Source organism: Streptococcus oralis, assembly GCF_026782375.1.
Taxonomy (GTDB): Bacteria; Bacillota; Bacilli; order Lactobacillales; family Streptococcaceae; genus Streptococcus; species Streptococcus oralis_CL.
The window spans coordinates 227,348-242,739 of the sequence record NZ_JAKUWJ010000001.1; the positions used below are offsets into that span (position 1 = coordinate 227,348).

The 15,392-nt window shown below is 41.7% G+C and carries 9 protein-coding genes and 1 pseudogene; 9 read left to right on the forward strand and 1 reads right to left on the reverse strand.

The features are described 5' to 3' along the window. Window positions 1-196 precede the first annotated feature (196 nt). Complete coding sequence (locus MK409_RS01070) at window positions 197-367, reverse strand: DUF3042 family protein (protein ID WP_001051782.1); 171 nt, start codon at window positions 365-367, stop codon at window positions 197-199. Between the two features lie 120 nt (window positions 368-487). Between MK409_RS01070 and miaA the strand changes: the two genes are divergently transcribed. The 9 genes and pseudogenes from miaA to bgaA all read left to right on the forward strand — a co-directional run bounded on the left by miaA (window position 488) and on the right by bgaA (window position 15,273). Further along, window positions 488-1,372, forward strand: a complete 885-nt coding sequence (miaA, locus tag MK409_RS01075; RefSeq protein ID WP_268705027.1) for a tRNA (adenosine(37)-N6)-dimethylallyltransferase MiaA — start codon at window positions 488-490, stop codon at window positions 1,370-1,372. Continuing rightward, on the forward strand, window positions 1,365-2,603 hold the full coding sequence (gene hflX / locus MK409_RS01080; protein WP_268705028.1) for a GTPase HflX: 1,239 nt from the start codon (window positions 1,365-1,367) through the stop codon (window positions 2,601-2,603). The genes miaA and hflX overlap by 8 nt, the downstream gene beginning before the upstream one ends. Further along, a complete protein-coding gene (locus MK409_RS01085; RefSeq protein WP_268705029.1) occupies window positions 2,596-3,219 on the forward strand; it encodes a cystathionine beta-lyase in 624 nt (207 codons plus the stop codon). Before hflX ends, MK409_RS01085 begins: the two co-directional genes overlap by 8 nt. Window positions 3,220-3,233: 14 nt before the next feature. Beyond that, window positions 3,234-4,163: a ribonuclease Z gene (gene rnz, locus MK409_RS01090; RefSeq protein ID WP_268705030.1), complete on the forward strand. Its 930-nt coding sequence runs from the start codon at window positions 3,234-3,236 to the stop codon at window positions 4,161-4,163. Window positions 4,164-4,184: 21 nt separating this feature from the next. Continuing rightward, window positions 4,185-4,940 carry an SDR family NAD(P)-dependent oxidoreductase gene (locus tag MK409_RS01095; RefSeq protein ID WP_268705031.1) on the forward strand — a complete coding sequence of 252 codons (756 nt, stop codon included), beginning with the start codon at window positions 4,185-4,187 and terminating at the stop codon, window positions 4,938-4,940. A 193-nt stretch (window positions 4,941-5,133) separates the two neighbouring features. Beyond that, entirely contained in the window at window positions 5,134-6,201 is a 1,068-nt protein-coding gene (locus MK409_RS01100; RefSeq protein ID WP_268705032.1) for an ankyrin repeat domain-containing protein, read from the forward strand. 44 nt (window positions 6,202-6,245) lie between these two features. Then, window positions 6,246-6,833, forward strand: a complete 588-nt coding sequence (locus MK409_RS01105) for an SMI1/KNR4 family protein (RefSeq protein ID WP_268705613.1) — start codon at window positions 6,246-6,248, stop codon at window positions 6,831-6,833. Between the two features lie 288 nt (window positions 6,834-7,121). Beyond that, a pseudogene (locus MK409_RS01110) lies at window positions 7,122-7,598 on the forward strand (alpha amylase N-terminal ig-like domain-containing protein); the annotation flags it as partial. Window positions 7,599-8,034: 436 nt separating this feature from the next. Continuing rightward, the gene (gene bgaA / locus MK409_RS01115; RefSeq protein WP_268705033.1) at window positions 8,035-15,273 is read left to right on the forward strand and encodes an LPXTG-anchored adhesin/beta-galactosidase BgaA; all 7,239 of its coding nucleotides are present in this window, start codon (window positions 8,035-8,037) and stop codon (window positions 15,271-15,273) included. Window positions 15,274-15,392: the final 119 nt, after the last annotated feature.

The following is a 15,392-nucleotide window of genomic DNA, read 5'->3' on the forward strand; positions in this document are numbered from 1 at the left end:
CTTTCGTAATATAGATTCATACTTTATTTATCAATTCGATTTCTACTTTTTAATTATAAAGTATGGGTTAAAAGTCGTCGAAATCAAAAAACACATAGTATCAGTTTTTTGAATACCTGATACTATGTGTTTTATTGTGGAAATATTTATTGGGCATTCTCCTCAAATTAAGTTTATCCCCAACTTCTTTTGTTGCTTAATGTGATACGCGACGGCGAGCTGCTTTTTTACGGTTTTCTTCGATGAAAGCTGCTTTTTGCTCTTCTGGCTCAATCACTTTCTTTTTAATTGCGTATACTGCACCTGCAACGGCAGCGACAGTTCCTGCGACACCTGTTACAAGACCTTTAGCGAATCCTTTAGCCATGAGTCTTCCTCCTTTATCTTCCCAATCAGCCAGGCTCCTTAAGTGGTAGCATTTTTCTGACTGACCTTTTTGTGATATAATAATAGTAACGAAAAAATGGAAATTTTTCAAGGAAAAAAGATGAAAACAAAAATAATTGTGATTGTTGGACCGACTGCTGTTGGGAAGACAGCCCTTGCTATTGAAGTGGCCAAGCGCTTTGGTGGAGAGGTAGTCAGCGGTGACAGTCAGCAAGTATACAGAGGATTGGATATTGGGACGGCCAAGGCTAGCCCGGAGGAGCAGGCTTCTGTTCCTCATCATTTGATTGATGTCAGAGAGGTGACCGAGTCTTACTCGGCTTTTGATTTTGTTTCAGAAGCTAAGAAGGCTATTGAGGATATTAAAAGCCGTGGCAAGCTAGCCATTATAGCTGGAGGCACAGGGCTTTATGTCCAGAGCTTGCTGGAAGGCTATCATCTAGGTGGGGAAACACCTCATGAGGAGATTTTAGCCTATCGGGCTAGCTTGGAGCCTTATTCAGATGAGGAATTAGTCCATCTCGTGAAGCAAGCAGGCCTTGAAATTCCCCAGTTTAACCGTCGTCGTGCCATGCGTGCCTTGGAAATCGTCCATTTTGGTCAGGATTTGGAAAATCAAGAAAGTCCTTATGAACCACTGATTATCTGCTTAGATGATGAACGCAGTCAACTCTATGAGCGTATCAACCACCGAGTGGATTTGATGTTTGAGGCTGGACTTTTGGATGAGGCTAAGTGGCTTTTTGACCATTATCCAGATGTGCAGGCTGCCAAAGGCATTGGCTATAAGGAACTTTTTCCTTATTTTCGTGGGGAGCAGACACTCGAGGAAGCCAGCGAGAGTCTCAAACAGGCAACGCGTCGTTTTGCTAAGCGTCAGCTGACCTGGTTCCGTAATCGCATGCAGGTGACCTTTTATCAGATCGGAGAGTCTGGCGTGAAGGACCGCATTCTAAGCCAGATTGAGGAGTTTTTAAATGATTGAAACGGAGAAAAAAGAGGAGCGAGTCCTGCTCATTGGTGTTGAACTCCAGGGCATGGATAATTTTGACCTCTCTATGGAAGAGCTGGCTAGTTTAGCTAAGACAGCTGGAGCTGTTGTAGTTGATAGCTACAGACAGAAGCGTGAAAAATACGACTCTAAGACCTTTGTCGGTTCTGGTAAGTTGGAAGAAATTGCTCAAATGGTGGACGCAGAAGAAATCACGACTGTCATTGTCAATAACCGTCTGACACCTCGACAAAATGTCAATTTAGAGGAAGTCTTAGGTGTCAAGGTCATTGACCGTATGCAGTTGATTTTAGATATCTTTGCTATGAGAGCTCGAAGCCATGAAGGCAAACTCCAAGTTCATCTTGCACAACTCAAGTATCTCTTGCCTCGTTTGGTTGGTCAGGGGATTATGCTCAGCCGTCAGGCAGGGGGAATTGGTTCCCGTGGTCCAGGTGAAAGTCAGCTGGAGCTGAACCGTCGTAGTGTTCGCAACCAGATTACAGATATCGAACGTCAACTCAAGGTGGTTGAGAAAAATCGAGCGACAGTTCGAGAAAAACGTTTGGAGTCAAGTACCTTTAAGATTGGTTTGATTGGTTACACCAATGCTGGGAAGTCAACTATTATGAATACTTTGACCAGCAAGACTCAGTATGAAGCGGATGAGCTTTTTGCAACTCTAGATGCAACAACTAAAAGCATCCATCTGGGGGGCAATCTACAGGTAACCTTGACAGATACCGTTGGATTTATCCAAGATCTACCGACAGAGTTGGTGTCAAGTTTCAAGTCTACCCTAGAAGAAAGCAAGCATGTTGATCTACTGGTCCATGTCATCGATGCTAGCAATCCTTATCATGAGGAACATGAAAAAACGGTCCTCTCCATCATGAAAGACTTAGACATGGGGGATATTCCTCGCTTGACCCTTTATAATAAAGCAGATTTGGTGGAGGACTTTATACCTACTCAAACGCCGTATGCATTGATTTCTGCCAAATCTAAGGATAGTCGAGAACAGTTGCAGGCTTTATTGCTGGATAAGATTAAGGAAATTTTTGAACCCTTTACTTTGCGCGTGCCGTTTTCTAAATCATACAAGATTCATGATTTGGAAAGTGTTGCGATTCTTGAAGAGCGTGACTACCAAGATGACGGCGAAGTCATCACAGGCTTCATTTCTGAGAAAAATAAATGGAGATTAGAAGAATTTTATGACTGATATTAAATCATTAGCTCTCAAGTATGGTGGCTATACAAGTTTAGACAAGGTCTATCTGGACCAGCTTTTAGCTGGTAGGTCTGAAGAGGAGCAACTAGCTCTCATTACACCTCCACCGAGTGTAGTCAATGCCTACTTTGCCGAGCTGTACCAGAAAAAGAGCCCAGAAGCTGCGACCGATTATTTTGCGGAAGTCAGTAAAGAACTAAATCTTTACAATGTTGAACCAAGTTTCACGGAAGAAAGCAAGCCCTTTATTCGCCTCAATCTATCTGGTAAATCCTTTGGATTTTGCTACGAGAAAGAAGGACTAGGTCGCATTTTCTCAGAGACTGAGGAAGCAATTACGGATGAATTACTCTTTGAGATAGCGCAAATTTTCCCTCATCAACTAGTCTTTGAGGAGGCTGGAAAGATTTATCTTAAGGCTGTCGGAGATGAAGAAGTTGTTAGTGTGGAAAGTCTCACAGCTTTGACGGATTTGGAAAGTTTGGCTGATGGTCGCAAACGTCTAAAGGGCTACAGCCAAGAGGATTTATTGCAAGAAGCTGCTGCTTTTTCTGGAAAGCGCTATTTCCGATCGGAAAACCGCACGGCCATGTTATATATTGATTAATTAGAAAGTATCGAATGGATATTCAATTTTTAGGAACGGGGGCTGGTCAGCCCTCCAAAGCCCGCAACGTTTCAAGCCTCGCCCTGAAACTCTTGGACGAGATTAACGAAGTTTGGCTCTTTGACTGTGGCGAAGGAACGCAAAATCGCATTCTGGAAACCACGATTCGACCACGTAAGGTCAGCAAAATCTTTATCACTCACTTGCATGGAGACCATATCTTTGGATTGCCTGGTTTTCTCTCTAGTCGTGCTTTTCAGGCTAATGAAGAGCAGACAGATTTGGACATTTATGGACCTCAAGGTATCAAGTCCTTTGTCTTAACCAGTCTTCGTGTGTCAGGTTCTCGCCTGCCTTACCGCATTCATTTTCATGAGTTTGACCAGGATTCTCTAGGGAAAATTCTTGAAACCGATAAATTCACGGTGTATGCGGAAGAGTTGGATCACACTATTTTCTGTGTGGGTTATCGTGTCATGCAAAAGGATCTAGAAGGGACCTTGGACGCTGAAAAACTAAAGGCTGCTGGTGTCCCATTTGGACCGCTTTTTGGAAAAATCAAAAACGGGCAGGATGTAGTCCTAGAGGACGGCACCAAGATCAAGGCAGCAGACTATATCTCAGCTCCACGTCCAGGTAAGATTATCACTATCTTGGGTGATACTCGAAAAACTAATGCCAGTGTGCGTCTGGCTGTCAATGCGGATGTCCTTGTCCATGAGTCCACTTATGGTAAAGGTGATGAGAAAATTGCCCGCAATCATGGCCACTCAACAAACATGCAGGCTGCACAAGTAGCGGAAGAAGCAGGAGTCAAACGCCTCTTGCTCAACCATATCAGTGCCCGCTTCCTATCAAAGGATATTAGTCAGCTTAAGAAAGATGCTGCTAGTATTTTTGAGAATGTCCATGTGGTTAAAGACTTGGAAGAAGTGGAAATTTAAGTGCCACAGAAAGGAAGAAACATGCGAACCATTCTCATTACAGGTGCTAGCGGTGGCTTAGCTCAAGAAATAGTCAAACTTTTGCCAGATGACCAACTCATTTTGCTAGGTAGAAATAAGGAAAAACTAGCCCAACTCTACGGAAACCATACCCATGTGGAATGGATTGAAATCGACATTACCGATGACTCGGCCCTAGAAACTCTGGTAGCTGACCTCTATCTCCGTTATGGTAAGATTGATGTCTTGATTAATAATGCTGGCTATGGAATTTTTGAAGAATTTGACCAGATTTCTGATCAAAACATTCACCAGATTTTCGAGGTCAATACCTTTGCTCTGATGAATCTGTCTCGTCGCATTGGGTGTAGAATGAAGGAAAGTCGAAAAGGCCATATCATCAATATCGTCAGCATGGCTGGCTTGATTGCAACAGCTAAGTCTAGCCTCTATTCAGCGACCAAGTTTGCGGCTATTGGTTTTTCCAACGCTCTACGCCTTGAACTCATGCCCTATGGTGTCTATCTAACGACGGTCAATCCAGGACCGATTCGTACTGCCTTTTTTGACCAAGCAGACCCAGATGGGAGCTACCTCAAGTCTGTTGACCGCTTTCTTTTAGAACCAGATGCAGTCGCTAGAAAAATAGTCAAAATCATAGGAAAAAACAAACGGGAACTCAATCTCCCAGTTTTGTTGAATCTAGCCCATAAGTTTTATACCCTCTTTCCCAAGCTAGCCGATAAGTTGGCAGGGGAGACTTTTAATTATAAGTGAAAAAGCTGTTCCCTTGAGGAAGGGCTTTTTGCTTTAATTTGTCGGAAGAAGAGTTGTTTTAAAGTTTTAAAATCCAGTCTCTTCGTGCATATTCATAGCTTTTAGGGTATAATACAAATAAAAGAAATCAAGAAGATACTTAGAGTCCAATCTAGGTACAAAAAGATATAATCATGGTTAAAGGAGAAGAGGAATGGCAAAAAAGAAAAGAGTAACCTTACCGAAGGATTTTAATGAACTACTGACAGACGGCAATGTTGACCAATTAAAGGCCGTGTATGACAAGTGTGAGTTAACTGCTCATGACGGGAGATATAGCTTATGTACACCCTTGCATATGGGAGGAGTCCCGGATGAATTGGTTATCTGGCTGGTAGAAAAGGGCCTAGATATCAATATTCCTGATTATTATGGAGCAACACCTTTGTACCGTCAAGCAACTATGGGAAGAGATACTGTAAAACTATTGCTCGAATTGGGTGCGGACATTGAAAAAACCAATACTTATGGCAATACACCCTTGCATATGGCTGCTGAGTTTTTTCATCCTAAAGCAGTTGCGCTTCTCTTAGAAAAGGGAGCAGCTGTCAACCCTAAGAATGATAGAGGACAGACTCCACTAGACTCCGTTCTCACTGTCTGTCGGGGAATCTATATTGCCCAAACAGCTGAAATTGCCTCTACGCTGCTGGATGCAGGTGCTAAGAAAACATCTGCTATGAAAGAAATGGTTGAAAATATTGGTAAGGATTTTGAATTTCATAGAGAAGGGATCAATCCCGACTATCTACAAGCAGCAGATCAGGGTCTAGAAAAACTTTATGCTTTGTTTGATGTCAAGCCGGTAGCCAAACGAATAACCCACGATGGAGTTTCTCCGATTTTCGTAAAAGAAGGTAGCTGGGAGGAGCAATATGAGAAACTATGGTCTTTCTTGATTCCTTCAAGTGGAGCAGCCAAAACTGTTCAGGGAGAAGTTATCCGTATACCAGGTCGAGTTCGAGATGAACTGGATCGCAATGGTGGGGTCAACTGGGACAGGGAATATAGAAAAATGCTTCAGACTCTCCCTCAATACTTGTCTCTAGGAATCCCTCTTTCAGATCAAGAATTAGCAGAGACTAAAGAGCTTATTGCTCAAGTTCATGGGAAAGATTTTGATGACGAGCCTCGCCTAGACCGCCTGTGTCAGCTAGCTATTGCTTGGATTAAGCAAAATCCTGAGCCCATTTCCCTAGAAAAAACAAGTTATAAGCGGTAATGGTAATTTTAAGCTAATTTAAATAAAGAAATCATGGTGAAATGATGCAACTAATTGACCAAGTTAAAAAAATAGAAACTTATATTTGTGAGTATTTTGAAGACTGGGATTTGGATAATCCTGTGGAAGAGGAATACCTAGATGATTATCAGAATATTTCTGGTGCTTCCGAGGAAGAGCTTCAAGCCTTTGAGGAAATATATGGTATTCGTCTACCTAGTGACTTCAAAGAGCTTTATAGCTACAAAAATGGGAGTAAATACTTCTCTATTTTACCTTGTGTGATTGACCAGAGAGAGCTGCCTTTTTCTCTCATGAGTTTGCAGGAAATGGAAAGTTGTATAAAATACTTTCAAAATAGAGAAGCTCTGTTAACCGAATTTCCCGACTATTTTTCTAGTCAAGACCTAGAAAACATGCATGATAGTAGAATTAAGCCCTATCTTTTTAATAAAAAATGGCTTCCTTTTGCTCAGTATTGTGACTCTTGTTATCTTATGCTGGATTTTGATCCAGACCAGGAGGGGCAGGAAGGACAGGTTATTTGCTACATCCATGATCCTGACCAGGTGATTTATGTGGCTAAAAGCCTTACAAATCTGATTGAAGGGATAATGGATGAGATCGTATGAACGGACAAATGTACCAAGTTCAAAATATAACAGATAACATTTCTTTAACCTTCCTATACGACAGAGGATTAAAAGAACTTGCACTTTGTCAGATTGACTAGACTGTGAGACTGAGTTTGGGAGCTTTTTATTGATAGGTGATGATATTTCTTGATTAGTCTACAGTATTTATTTTAAGCTGTTTTCTCGTTAAATTTGACCAAGTATTGCAATTTAAGTCTTAAAATAGTATACTAGTTTTATTGTTCATGAAAACGTTTGCGTTTTATTAATTTTAGGAGACAAATGATGGAATTAACAGCCATTTATCATAGACCAGAATCAGAATATGCTTATCTTTACAAAGAAGGTCAGCTACATATCCGAATTAGAACGAAGAAAAATGATGTCCAGAAGGTTATCTTACACTATGGAGATCCATTTATTTTCATTGAGGATAAGTATGAAGCCAAGAAAGAAATGACCAAAGTAACCTCAGATGCTCTATTTGACTATTGGCAGGTTACGGTATCGGTTGATTTTGCACGGATTCAGTATCTCTTTGAGCTCCTTGATGAGGAAGGTCAGGGTGTTTTTTACGGTGATAAGGGTTGCGTAGAACATACTCAAGAAAACTTGGATGCTGATGGAAACGGCTTTAAGCTTCCTTATAATCACGAAATCGACGGATGTCAGGTTCCTAGTTGGGTTTCAAATACCGTGTGGTATCAGATTTTCCCAGAACGCTTTGCTAATGGAAATCCTCATTTGACGTCAGATGGGAGCTACCTCAAGTCGGTTGACCGCTTTCTCTTAGAACCAGATGCGGTTGCTAAAAAGATTGTCAAAACCATAGGAAAAAATAAACGAGAACTTAATCTTCCTTTTTTGCTCAATTTAGCTCACAAATTTTATACCCTCTTTCCCAAGCTAGCCGATAAGTTGGCAGGGGGAATCTTTAACTATAAGTAAAAGGAGTTCCTTTTGTAAGGAACTTTTTTATGATATTTTACTGAGTGACAAGAAATGTTTGTTTTTTGTTCTAAATCTACATTCACATTTTTTGAATCTTCTACAAATTTTAGAAAAAACAATCAAAAATATGATTTTTTGTGTTTAGGGTATTGAAATTTCCTATATTATTTTATAAAATAAGGATAAAAGGCTATAAAAAAGTAATGCGCTTACAAAGAAATGGAAGCGGTTACTAAAGGAGGATTTTATGGAAAAAGGCTTTTGGAATCGTAAAAGAGTCTACAGTATTCGTAAGTTTGCTGTAGGAGCTTGCTCTGTCATGATTGGAACCTGTGCTGTTCTATTTGGAGGAAGTGTTGTTGGAGAATCACCAGTTTTTGCCGATGAAACTCCTATTGCGCACACTGTAGAACAAGCAAAAGAGGAAAGTCCAGCAGTGGAGGAAAAACAGGATCAAGCAGTAGTAGAGAATAACGAGGCTGTAAGTGTCGATCAAAGTCAAGCTGCTCAAATTGAAGCAAGCAAACCAGAGAAGAAAGAAGATGAACCTGTAGCTCCAAAAGAGGAGAAAGCGTCACTAAAACCTGAAGAAACAGCTCCAAAGGTAGAATCTCAAGCTTCAAGTCAAGAAAAACCTGTTAAGGAAGATTTGAAAGCTGCGACAAATGAAGAAGTAAATCAAATGATTGAAGATAGAAAAGTGAATTTTAATCAAAATTGGCACTTTAAACTCAATGCGAATCCTAAAGAAGCTGTGAAACCAGATACAGATGTTTCGTCATGGCAAAAATTGGATCTACCACACGACTGGAGTATCTTTAACGATTTTGACCATCAATCACCTGCCCAAAACGAAGGTGGACAGCTCAATGGTGGTGAAGCTTGGTATCGCAAGACCTTTAAACTTGATGAAAAAGATCTCAAGAAAAATGTTCGAGTGACCTTTGATGGTGTCTATATGGACTCTCAAGTCTATGTCAATGGCCAGTTAGTGGGACATTATCCAAATGGTTATAACCAGTTCTCATACGATATCACCAAATACCTCCACAAAGATGGTCGTGAGAATGTGATTGCTGTCCATGCAGTCAATAAACAACCAAGTAGCCGTTGGTACTCTGGTAGTGGTATCTACCGTGATGTGACCTTGCAAGTGACAGATAAGGTTCATGTTGAGAAAAATGGGACAACCATCTTAACACCAAAGCTAGAACAACAGCAACATGGTAAGGTTGAAACTCATGTAGCCAGCAAAATCGTCAATACAGATGATAAAGACCATGAACTGGTGGCAGAATATCAAATCGTTGAACGTGGTGGTCAGGCTGTAACAGGCTTGGTTCGAACAGCGAGCCGTACCTTGAAAGCACATGAATCAACAAGCCTTGATGCGATTTTAGAAGTTGAACAACCAAAACTCTGGACCGTTTTAAATGACAAACCTGCCTTGTATGAACTGGTTACGCGTGTTTACCGTGACGGTCAATTGGTTGATGCTAAGAAAGATTTGTTTGGTTACCGTTACTATCATTGGACTCCAAATGAAGGTTTCTCTTTGAATGGTGAACGCATTAAATTCCATGGTGTTTCCTTGCACCATGACCACGGAGCGCTTGGAGCAGAAGAAAACTATAAAGCAGAATACCGTCGTCTCAAACAAATGAAGGAGATGGGCGTTAACTCCATCCGTACAACTCATAACCCTGCAAGTCCACAGACCTTGCAAATCGCAGCAGAACTTGGTTTGCTGGTTCAGGAAGAGGCTTTTGATACGTGGTATGGTGGCAAGAAACCATATGACTACGGACGTTTCTTTGAAAAAGATGCCACTCACCCAGAAGCTCGAAAAGGTGAAAAATGGTCTGACTACGATCTTCGTACCATGGTCGAAAGAGATAAAAATAACCCAGCTGTCTTCATGTGGTCTATCGGAAACGAAATCGGTGAAGCTGATGGTAAACCTCATTCTTTAGCAACTGTAAAACGTCTAGTCAAAGTTATCAAGGATGTTGATAAAACTCGTTACGTTACCATGGGAGCAGATAAGTTCCGTTTCGGTAATGGTAGTGGTGGACATGAGAAAATTGCTGATGAACTGGATGCGGTTGGTTTCAACTACTCAGAAGACAACTACAAGAAACTTCGTGCGAAACATCCAAACTGGTTGATTTACGGTTCTGAAACATCTTCAGCTACCCGTACACGTGGAAGTTACTATCGCCCTGAACAGGAATTGAAACATAGTAACGGACCTGAACGCCATTACGAACAGTCTGACTATGGTAATGACCGAGTTGGCTGGGGGAAAACTGCAACTGCTTCATGGACTTTTGACCGTGATAATGCTGGCTATGCTGGACAGTTTATCTGGACAGGTACGGACTATATCGGTGAACCTACACCATGGCACAACCAAAACCAAACTCCAGTTAAGAGTTCTTACTTTGGTATTGTAGATACAGCGGGTATTCCAAAACATGACTTCTACCTCTACCAAAGCCAATGGGTTTCTGTCAAGAAGAAACCAATGGTTCACCTTCTTCCTCACTGGAACTGGGAGAATAGAGACTTGGCCTCTAAAGTAGAAGATGCACAAGGAAAGATTCCAGTTCGCGCTTACTCTAATGCGGCAAGTGTTGAATTGTTCTTGAACGGTCAATCTCTCGGTGTTAAAAAGTTCAACAAAAAACAAACTAGTGATGGTCGTACCTACCAAGAAGGTGCCAATGCTAAGGAACTCTATCTTGAGTGGAAGGTTGCTTACCAACCAGGTACCTTAGAAGCAGTAGCTCGTGATGAAGCTGGTAAAGAAATTGCACGTGACAAGATTACCACTGCAGGTCAACCAGCAGGTGTTCGTCTCATCAAGGAAGAACACGCAATCGCTGCAGATGGAAAAGACTTGACTTACATCTACTACGAAATTGTTGACAGCCAAGGGAATGTAGTCCCAACTGCTAATAATTTAGTTCGCTTCCAATTACATGGCCAAGGTCAACTTGTCGGTGTAGATAATGGGGAACAAGCCAGCCGTGAACGTTATAAGGCACAAGCAGATGGTTCTTGGATTCGCAGAGCCTTTAACGGTAAAGGTGTTGCCATTGTCAAATCAACTGAGCAAGCAGGTAAATTCACTCTAACAGCCCACTCTGATCTCTTGAAATCGGATCAAGTAACGGTATTCACTGGTAAAAAAGAAGACCAAGAAAAGACCGTTCTCGGAACAGAAGTACCAAAAGTACGTACTGTTATTGAGAAAGAGCCAAAAATGCCGAAGACAGTCGGTTTTATCTACAGTGATGGCAGTCGTGAAAAACGTCCAGTAACTTGGTCTTCAGTTGATGTGAGCCAAGCAGGAGTTGTGACTGTTAAAGGTATGGCAGACGGACGCGAAGTTGAGGCCCGTGTCGAAATTCTAGCAATCGCAAATGAGCTTCCAACTGTTAAGCGTGTTGCTCCAGGAACAGACTTGAGCGCTGTTGACAAATACGTTTCTATTGCTGTTACGGATGGAAGCGTACAAGAATACGAAGTTGATAAGTGGGAGATTTCGGAAGTAGATAAAGCTAAACTGTCAGTTGCAGGATCACGTATTCAAATGACTGGTCAACTGGGTGGTGAGACTATTCACGCTACCCTTGTGGTAGAAGAAGGTAATCCTGCGGCTCCTGCAGTACCAAATGTAACTGTTGGTGGCGAATCTGTCACTGGTCTTACTACTCAAAATCCAATGCAATATCGAACTCTTGCTTACGGTGCATCCTTGCCAGAAGTTGCAGCAAGTGCTGAAAATGCGGATGTTACTGTAGTCCAAGCAAGTGCAGCAAACGGCATGCGTGCAAGCATCTATGTTCAACCAAAAGATGGTGGCCCTCTTCAAACCTATGCAATTCAATTCCTCGAAGAAGCACCAAAAATTGACCACTTGAGCTTACAAGTGGAGAAAGCTGATAGCCTCAAAGAAGACCAAACAGTGAAATTGTCTGTACTTGCTCACTATCAAGACGGAACACAAGCAGTTTTACCAGCTGATAAAGTAACCTTCTCTACAAGTGGTGAAGGGGAAGTCGCAGTTCGTAAAGGAATGCTTGAGTTACATAAGCCAGGAGCAGTCACTCTGAAAGCGGAATATGAGGGAGCTAAAGGCCAAGTTGAACTCACTATCCAAGCCAATACTGAGACGAAGGTTGCGCAATCTATCCGTCCAGTAAATGTAGTGACAGACTTGCATCAAGAACCTACTCTTCCAACAACAGTAACTGTTGAGTATGACAAAGGTTTCCCTAAAACTCATAAAGTCACTTGGCAAGCTATTCCGAAAGAAAAACTTGACTCCTATCAAACCTTCGAAGTTCTAGGTAAAGTTGAAGGAATTGACCTTGAAGCGCGTGCTAAAGTCTCTGTAGAAGGTATCGTTTCAGTTGAAGAAGTCAGTGTGACAACACCAATCGCAGAAGCGCCACAATTACCAGAAAGTGTTCGTACCTACGATTCAAATGGTCACGTTTCATCAGCTAAGGTTACTTGGGATACGATTCGTTCAGAGCAATACGCCAAGGAAGGAGTCTTTACAGTTAATGGTCGCCTAGAAGGTACGCAATTAACAACTAAACTTCATGTTCGCGTATCTGCTCAAACTGAGAAGGGAGCAAATATTTCTGACCAATGGACCGGTTCAGAATTGCCACTTGCCTTTGCTTCAGACTCAAATCCAACCGATCCTGTTTCAAATGTCAACGATAAATTGATTTCCTTTAATGACCGACCAGCCAACCGTTGGACAAACTGGAATCGTACTAATCCAGAAGCTTCAGTCGGTGTCCTATTCGGAGATTCAGGTATCTTGAGCAAACGTTCTGTTGATAATCTAAGTGTCGGATTCCACGAAGACCACGGAGTTGGTGTACCTAAGTCTTATGTGATTGAGTATTATGTTGGTAAGACTGTTCCAACAGCTCCTAAAAATCCTAGCTTTGTAGGTGAGGAAAACCATGTCTTTAACGATCCTGCAAACTGGAAAGAGGTAAGCAATCTCAAAGCACCAGCTCAATTAAAAGCTGGAGAAATGAATCATTTCAGTTTTGATAAAGTTGATACCTATGCGGTTCGCATTCGTATGGTTCAACTTGATAGCAAGAAAGGAACATCTATCACAGAGGTACAAATCTTTGCGAAACAGGTTGCGGCAGCCAAACAAGGACAAACGAGAATCCAAGTTGACGGTAAAGACTTAGCAAACTTCAACCCTGATTTGACAGACTACTATCTTGAGTCTGTAGATGGAAAAGTTCCTGCAGTAACAGCAAGTGTTAGCAACAATGGTCTTGCGACGGTTGTTCCAAGCGTTCGTGAAGGTGAGCCAGTTCGTGTCATCGCGAAAGCTGAAAATGGTGACATCTTAGGAGAATACCGTCTACATTTCACTAAGGACAAAGACTTACTTTCTCGTAAAGCTCTTGCTGCGGTTAAACAAGCACGTTTGGTACAAGTAGGTCAACCACTTGAATTGCCAACTAAGGTTCCGGTTTACTTCACAGGTAAAGATGGTTATGAAACAAAAGACTTGGCAGTTGAATGGGAAGAAGTTCCAGCAGAAAATCTGACAAAAGCAGGTCAATTTACTGTTCGAGGTCGTGTCCTTGGTAGTGACCTCGTTGCGGAATTCTCTGTACGAGTGACAGACAAACTTGGTGAGGCCCTCTCAGAAAACCCTAGCTATGATGAAAATAGTAACCAAGCCTTTGCCTCAGCAACTAATGATATTGACGACAGTTCTCATGACCGTGTTGACTATATCAATGATAGAGATCATTCTGAAAATCGTCGTTGGACAAACTGGTCTCCAACACCATCTTCTAATCCAGAAGTATCAGCGGGTGTGATCTTCCGTGAAAATGGTAAGATTGTAGAACGGACTGTTGCTCAAGCCAAACTTCACTTCTTTGCAGATAGTGGTACGGATGCACCATCTAAACTCGTTTTAGAACGCTATGTCGGTCCAGAGTTTGAAGTGCCAACCTACTATTCAAACTACCAAGCCTACGACGCAGACCATCCATTCAACAATCCAGAAAATTGGGAAGCTGTTCCTTATCGTGCGGATAAAGACATTGAAGCCGGAGATGAAATTAACGTTACCTTTAAAGCTGTGAAAGCCAAAGCCATGAGATGGCGTATGGAGCGCAAAGCGGATAAGAAGGGTGTTGCGATAATTGAGATGACCTTCCTTGCTCCAAGCGAATTGCCTCAAGAAAGCACTCAATCGAAGATTCTTGTAGATGGAAAAGAACTTCCTGATTTCGCTGAAAACCGTCAAGACTATCAGGTAACTTATAGCGGACAACGTCCAAAAGTTTCAGTTGAGGAAACAGACCAAGTGGCTTCAACAGTTGTAGATAGCGGAGATGATAGCCTTCCAGTACTTGTTCGACTTGTTTCAGAAAGTGGAAAACAAGTCAAGGAATACCGTATCCAGTTGACTAAGGAAAAACCAGTTTCTGAGAAGACAGTTGCTGCTGTACAAGAAGAACTTCCAAAACTCGAATTTGTTGAAAACGATTTGGCCTACAAGACAGTTGAGAAAAAGGATTCAACGCTGTATCTAGGAGAAACTCGTGTAGAACAAGAAGGAAAAGTTGGTAAAGAACGTATCTTTACAGCGATTAATCCTGATGGAAGTAAAGAAGAAAAACTTCGGGAAGTGGTAGAGGCTCCGACAGACCGCATCGTCTTGGTCGGAACAAAACCAGGAACCTCTCTTCCAGAAGACGAAGTGAAGAACCTTGTCCTCGACAGACCCGAACTTATAGTCGAAGAAGAAACCATCGACTTCAAGGTTCAGGAGCGTAAGTCTGATAAGTTGTACCTAGGAGAAACTCGTGTCCTACAAGAAGGTCAAAAAGGTATTCGTCTTCACTTGATTGAAGTGGAAAATGGAAAACGTCAGCTTAAAGAAACTTACGATAAAGTCGCTGCTCAAGATCGTATAGTAGAAGTTGGCACTAAACCAGGAACTTCTCTTCCAGAAGATGAAGTGAAGAATCTCGTTCTTAATCTTCCAGAGCTTATCTCAGAAGAAGAAATCATTGATTTCAAAGTTCAGGAACAAAAGAATGACAAACTTCCAGCAGGTCAAACTCGCATCCTTCAAGAAGGAAGACAAGGTATCCGTGTTCACTTAATCGAAGTTGAAAATGGCAAGCGAACTGAAAAAGAAAGCTATGATAAAGTTATGGCTCAGGATCGCATCGTCGAAGTTGGTACAGCTGGTGAAACGACCAAACCAGTACCTCAAGAAGCAACAAAACCACAAGTATCAGAAAAAGCAGATACAAAAGAAATTGCTTCAAGTAAAGCTAATCAAACTCAAAAAGAGCAGTTGCCAAATACAGGAAGTGCAGCAAGCCAAGCAGCAGTAGCAGCAGGTTTAGCTCTTCTCGGTTTGGGGGCAGGATTAGTCGCCACTAAAGGCAAAAAAGAAGATTAGAGTTTAGTATTTTCAGGCTGTAGAATGCCTTATAGCTTAAAAGAGGCTGAGACAAAAAGATTTTGATTTTAGGAATTCTTTATTATAAATTTTTAAAATCGATAGATTAGACAAAAAAG

Excerpts from the sequence above, each read along its gene's own strand:
- MK409_RS01070 (WP_001051782.1), bottom strand. The coding sequence starts at position 367 with ATGGCTAAAGGATTCGCTAAAGGTCTTGTAACAGGTGTCGCAGGAACT.
- miaA (WP_268705027.1), top strand. The coding sequence starts at position 488 with ATGAAAACAAAAATAATTGTGATTGTTGGACCGACTGCTGTTGGGAAG.
- hflX (WP_268705028.1), top strand. The coding sequence starts at position 1,365 with ATGATTGAAACGGAGAAAAAAGAGGAGCGAGTCCTGCTCATTGGTGTT.
- MK409_RS01085 (WP_268705029.1), top strand. The coding sequence starts at position 2,596 with ATGACTGATATTAAATCATTAGCTCTCAAGTATGGTGGCTATACAAGT.
- rnz (WP_268705030.1), top strand. The coding sequence starts at position 3,234 with ATGGATATTCAATTTTTAGGAACGGGGGCTGGTCAGCCCTCCAAAGCC.
- MK409_RS01095 (WP_268705031.1), top strand. The coding sequence starts at position 4,185 with ATGCGAACCATTCTCATTACAGGTGCTAGCGGTGGCTTAGCTCAAGAA.
- MK409_RS01100 (WP_268705032.1), top strand. The coding sequence starts at position 5,134 with ATGGCAAAAAAGAAAAGAGTAACCTTACCGAAGGATTTTAATGAACTA.
- MK409_RS01105 (WP_268705613.1), top strand. The coding sequence starts at position 6,246 with ATGCAACTAATTGACCAAGTTAAAAAAATAGAAACTTATATTTGTGAG.
- bgaA (WP_268705033.1), top strand. The coding sequence starts at position 8,035 with ATGGAAAAAGGCTTTTGGAATCGTAAAAGAGTCTACAGTATTCGTAAG.